Here is a 5358-nt window from a genome sequence, read left to right as displayed (position 1 = left end):
CCGTCGTCACCGATCAGCGTGAGGAGGGTGTCCGCGTCGTTGGCCGCGTCGATCAGCAGCTGCTCGCCGGTGGCCCGGCAGCGCAGCAGATACGCGTTGTTGTCCATCGGGCCGACCGCGACCTTCGAGATCATCAGGTCCGTCAGCTCGTGCACGTCCGCCGCCCCGCCGACCTTCACCACTCCGCTGTACGTCATGCGCTCAGACTAGTCCCGGCCACCCGCGGAAGGGGCTGCGAGCGCTACAACGGGGGGAGCTTCGGCAGCGATCCGCCCTTGGTCTCCAGGGCCGCGCCGTCGCGGCGCCCGGCCAGCCAGCCGAGGATCTCGACGGGGCTGCCCGTGACGACGACGCCGCCGGCCGTACCGCCGGTCTTCCACACCCGGCCGCCGTCGGCCCAGAGGGCGGTCGTCGGCACGGTCTCCAGGCCGGCGAAACGGTCGGCGAGGAAGTCGATCTCCCGGTTCACGAACTCCTCGGGCAGGTCCTCCAGCTCGTAGCCGACGCCCAGGTCGACGTGGTGCAGGTCGACCTCCGCCCAGCGGCGGAACGGGATCCGGGAGGCGCTGTCCAGGACACCGTTGCGGAGCTCGACCGTCCGGCTCCAGTCGGCCGGCTCGGCGCCCACGGCCTGGAATCGGGCGGCGGTCTCGCGCAGGTCGGCGAGCTGGACGTCGAGCGGGCGGCCGGAGTCGCGCTCGATGTCGGCGTCGCGGGTCGCGGCGTCGGGGTACATGGGGAGGCCCTGGAGGACGTTCACCAGAGCGTCGGCGTTCCGGGCGACGTGGGCGAGCACATGGCCACGGGTCCAGCCCGGCAGCCGTGACGGCTCGGCGGTCGCCGCGTTGTCCAGGGAGGCGGCCGCCGTCAGCAGCCTTTCGGTCGCTTCGCGTACGTGAGCGAGGTCGCGTTCGTGGTCGATCATGGCGCCGACCCTAGTGCCAGCCGGGGTGTCACCACTCGTTCGGGTGAAGAGGTCTCCGAGAGTCCGGAAATCGAATGTGCGTGCTATAAGCTCGAAGGAAGCATCCGGCATCCTTGAAGCGTTGGGTGTTTCAGGCACATCAGCTCTCTGCGGCATCCCTCTGCAGCATCCGCTCTCTGAAGAAAGGTGCGGACCGGCGTGACCGACCGTCTCATCGTCCGTGGCGCTCGTGAGCACAACCTCAAGAACGTCTCGCTCGACCTCCCGCGTGACTCCCTGATCGTCTTCACCGGGCTCTCGGGGTCGGGCAAGTCCTCCCTCGCGTTCGACACGATCTTCGCCGAGGGGCAGCGCCGCTACGTCGAGTCGCTCTCCTCGTACGCCCGGCAGTTCCTCGGCCAGATGGACAAGCCGGACGTCGACTTCATCGAAGGTCTGTCGCCCGCGGTCTCCATCGACCAGAAGTCGACCTCGCGCAACCCGCGCTCGACGGTCGGCACCATCACCGAGGTCTACGACTACCTCCGCCTGCTCTTCGCCCGCATCGGCAAGCCGCACTGTCCCGAGTGCCGCCGGCCGATCTCCCGCCAGTCGCCGCAGGCCATCGTCGACAAGGTCCTCGAACTCCCCGAGGGCAGCCGCTTCCAGGTGCTCTCCCCGCTCGTGCGCGAGCGCAAGGGCGAGTTCGTCGACCTCTTCGCCGACCTCCAGACCAAGGGCTACAGCCGCGCCCGCGTCGACGGCGTGACCGTGCAGCTGAGCGAACCGCCGACGCTGAAGAAGCAGGAGAAGCACACGATCGAGGTAGTCGTCGACCGCCTCACCGTGAAGGACAGCGCCAAGCGCCGTCTCACCGACTCCGTCGAGACCGCGCTCGGACTCTCCGGCGGCATGGTCGTGCTCGACTTCGTCGACCTCGCCGAGGACGACCCCGAGCGCGAGCGGATGTACTCGGAGCACCTCTACTGCCCGTACGACGACCTGTCCTTCGAGGAGCTGGAGCCGCGCTCCTTCTCCTTCAACTCGCCGTTCGGCGCCTGCCCCGACTGCACCGGCATCGGCACCCGCATGGAGGTCGACCCGGAGCTGATCGTCCCCGACGAGGACAAGTCCCTCGACGAGGGCGCGATCCACCCCTGGTCGCACGGCCACACCAAGGAGTACTTCGGCCGGCTCATCGGCGGTCTGTCGCAGGCCCTCGGCTTCCGCACGGACATGCCGTACGCGGGGCTGCCGCAGCGCGCCAAGAAGGCCCTGATGTACGGCCACAAGACCCAGGTCGAGGTGCGCTACCGCAACCGGTACGGCAGGGAGCGGGCGTACACGACCCCGGCCTTCGAAGGGGCCGTCTCCTTCGTCAAGCGGCGTCACACCGAGGCCGAGAGCGACTCCAGCCGCGAGCGCTTCGAGGGCTACATGCGCGAGGTGCCGTGCCCCACCTGTGAGGGCACCCGCCTCAAGCCGATCGTCCTCGCGGTCACGGTGATGGAGAAGTCCATCGCCGAGGTCGCCGCGATGTCGATCAGCGACTGCGCCGAGTTCCTCTCCCGCCTCACGCTGAACGCCCGGGACAAGAAGATCGCCGAGCGGGTCCTCAAGGAGGTCAACGAGCGGCTGCGCTTCCTCGTCGACGTCGGCCTCGACTACCTCTCGCTCAACCGCGCCGCGGGTACCCTCTCCGGCGGCGAGGCCCAGCGCATCAGGCTCGCCACCCAGATCGGCTCCGGCCTGGTCGGCGTGCTGTACGTGCTCGACGAGCCGTCCATCGGCCTCCACCAGCGCGACAACCACCGCCTCATCGAGACGCTCGTACGGCTCCGGGACATGGGCAACACCCTCATCGTCGTCGAGCACGACGAGGACACCATCAAGGTCGCCGACTGGATCGTCGACATCGGCCCCGGAGCCGGTGAGCACGGCGGCAAGGTCGTCCACTCCGGCACCTTGAAGGAGCTCCTCGGCAACGAGGAGTCGATGACCGGGCAGTACCTGTCCGGACGCCGGGAGATCCCCACCCCGGCCATCCGCCGCCCGGTCGACCCCGGCCGCCGGCTCACCGTGCACGGAGCCCGCGAGAACAACCTCCAGGACATCGACGTCTCGTTCCCGCTGGGCGTCCTCACCGCCGTCACCGGTGTCTCCGGCTCCGGCAAGTCGACCCTGGTCAACGACATCCTCTACACCCACCTCGCGCGCGAGCTGAACGGCGCCAAGTCGGTGCCCGGCCGGCACACGCGCGTGGACGGCGACGACCTCGTCGACAAGGTCGTGCACGTCGACCAGTCCCCGATCGGCCGCACCCCGCGGTCGAACCCGGCGACCTACACCGGCGTCTTCGACCACGTCCGCAAGCTCTTCGCCGAGACGATGGAGGCCAAGGTCCGGGGCTACCTGCCCGGCCGGTTCTCCTTCAACGTCAAGGGCGGCCGCTGCGAGAACTGCTCCGGCGACGGCACGATCAAGATCGAGATGAACTTCCTCCCGGACGTCTACGTCCCGTGCGAGGTCTGCCACGGCGACCGGTACAACCGGGAGACCCTGGAGGTCCACTACAAGGGCAAGTCCATCGCCGAAGTCCTGAACATGCCGATCGAGGAGGCCCTGGACTTCTTCGAGGCCGTCCCGACCATCGCGCGCCACCTGCGCACGCTCAACGAGGTCGGCCTCGGGTACGTCCGGCTCGGCCAGTCCGCGCCGACGCTCTCGGGCGGCGAGGCACAGCGCGTGAAGCTCGCCTCCGAGCTCCAGAAGCGCTCCACGGGCCGCACGGTCTACGTCCTGGACGAGCCGACCACCGGTCTGCACTTCGAGGACATCTCGAAGCTGATCAAGGTCCTGTCCGGTCTGGTCGACAAGGGCAACTCGGTGATCGTCATCGAGCACAACCTCGATGTCATCAAGACGGCCGACTGGCTCATCGACATGGGCCCCGAGGGCGGCAGCGGCGGCGGCCTGGTCGTCGCCGAGGGCACGCCGGAGGAGGTCGCCTCGGTCCCGGCGAGCCACACCGGCAAGTTCCTCCGCGAGATCCTCGGCGCGGACCGGGTCAGCGACGCCGGGGTGACCGTCCCGGCGGCCCGCGGGACGAGGAAGACGGCGGCGAGGAAGGCTCCGGCCAAGGCGCCCGCCAAGAAGGCCGCGACGACGAAGACGGCCGCCAAGAAGACGGTCGCCAAGAAGACGGCCACGAAGGCGACCGCCACCAAGGCCGCCGCGAAGAAGGCGACGACGCGGGCCCGCAAGGCCTGACGTCCCCGGCAGGGCCCCCTCCTCGGGGGCCCTGCTCCGCCTCTGGACCGACCCGGGCCCGGCCGTCGGCGCGGGGAACCCCGCCGGTATCGTCGGTTCGGTCACGCCTTGCCCCGATCCACCGTGGAGCGCCCATGTCCGGCCAGTCCAGCCGCCGCACCGTACTGAAGGGCGCCGCTCTCGCCGGTGCCGCCGGACTGGGAGTCGCCGCCTGCTCCACCGAATCCAAACTCGGCCACGCCGGGGTCCCGACCCCGACCGCCCCGGTCGCCCTCGGCGCCCCGGACGAGATCCCCGTCGGCGGCGCCAAGCTCTACCGCGAGCAGAAGGTCCTCGTGAGCTGCCCGGCCAAGGGCGAGTACAAGGCGTTCAGCGCCCAGTGCACCCACGCCGGCTGCGTCCTCGACAAGATCGAGAACAACGAGGGCAACTGCCCCTGCCACGGCAGCCGCTTCGACGTCACGACCGGCAAGGCGCTCAAGGGCCCGGCCACCGTCCCGCTCCCCGCCGTCCCGGTCCGCGTCGAGAACGGCCGGCTGGTCGCGGGCCCCGAGGCCGCGCCCAAGGCCTGAGCAGGGCTCCGCGGCCGTCGGGACCCGTCCGCGTCAGGGCCTGCCCCGTAGGGTCACGGCCCCTGTCCCCTAGGGGTCACGGCCCCATCGGGTCCCGGCCTTGCCAGGTCAGGTTTCCGCCGGGTCCAGTCCCCGTCGGGTCCAGTCCCCGTCGGGGCAGCTCCCCCTCGGGTCAGGTCTCCGTCGGGTCGGGTCTCCGTCAGGTCCAGTCCCAGTCGATCCCCAGGATCCCCGGGCGTACCCCCTGCTCCACGACGTGCACCGTGCGGTGCCGGCCGCTCACGGTCAGCTCCGCGCGGCCACCGCGCGGCGCACCCGTCGAGGCCTGTGCGAACCGCCGGCACCGCACGGGCAGCGCCGCCTCGTCGAAGCGCACCTGCAGCACGTACTGCCCGCCCGCGAAACTGAACCCGCGCACGTACTCCCCGCTCGGTCCCGCCGTACCGTCCTCGAAGCCGTACGAGAAGAGGTACGTGTCCCCGGCGCGCAGCCGCGTGTCGAAGAGCAGCTCCGCCACCAGCACCCCCGTCGCCGCGTCCCACCGCACCCGCCCCGTCCGGCAGTTCTCCGCCGCCCGCACCGTGACCCGTGACGGGTCACGGTGCGGGCGGC

General features: G+C 70.5%; 3 protein-coding genes and 2 pseudogenes. 2 read left to right on the top strand and 3 right to left on the bottom strand.

The window, feature by feature from the left end; translation table 11 throughout:
• Window positions 1-197, bottom strand: a pseudogene (locus tag AOK00_RS27740) (MBL fold metallo-hydrolase); the annotation flags it as partial.
• A 44-nt stretch (window positions 198-241) separates the two neighbouring features.
• The gene (locus tag AOK00_RS27735; protein WP_055602991.1) at window positions 242-925 is read right to left on the bottom strand and encodes a maleylpyruvate isomerase family mycothiol-dependent enzyme; all 684 of its coding nucleotides are present in this window, start codon (window positions 923-925) and stop codon (window positions 242-244) included.
• Window positions 926-1123: 198 nt separating this feature from the next.
• On the opposite strand from AOK00_RS27735, the gene uvrA reads away from it, so the two are divergent.
• Window positions 1124-4174, top strand: a complete 3051-nt coding sequence (gene uvrA, locus AOK00_RS27730) for an excinuclease ABC subunit UvrA (RefSeq protein WP_055602990.1) — start codon at window positions 1124-1126, stop codon at window positions 4172-4174.
• Between the two features lie 134 nt (window positions 4175-4308).
• Window positions 4309-4746, top strand: coding sequence for a Rieske (2Fe-2S) protein (locus AOK00_RS27725; RefSeq protein ID WP_055602989.1), 438 nt, complete (start codon window positions 4309-4311; stop codon window positions 4744-4746).
• Window positions 4747-4945: 199 nt separating this feature from the next.
• Here the strand turns inward: AOK00_RS27725 and AOK00_RS27720 are convergent.
• A pseudogene (locus AOK00_RS27720) lies at window positions 4946-5358 on the bottom strand (hypothetical protein); the annotation flags it as partial.

Source organism: Streptomyces aureus (assembly GCF_001418135.1).
GTDB classification, from domain to species: domain Bacteria; phylum Actinomycetota; class Actinomycetes; order Streptomycetales; family Streptomycetaceae; genus Streptomyces; species Streptomyces aureus_A.
This window is presented reverse-complemented; position numbering and strand designations above follow the sequence as displayed.

Bases quoted from the DNA above. Each gene is read 5' to 3' on its own strand.
- AOK00_RS27725 (WP_055602989.1), top strand. From the start codon at position 4,309: ATGTCCGGCCAGTCCAGCCGCCGCACCGTACTGAAGGGCGCCGCTCTC.
- AOK00_RS27735 (WP_055602991.1), bottom strand. From the start codon at position 925: ATGATCGACCACGAACGCGACCTCGCTCACGTACGCGAAGCGACCGAA.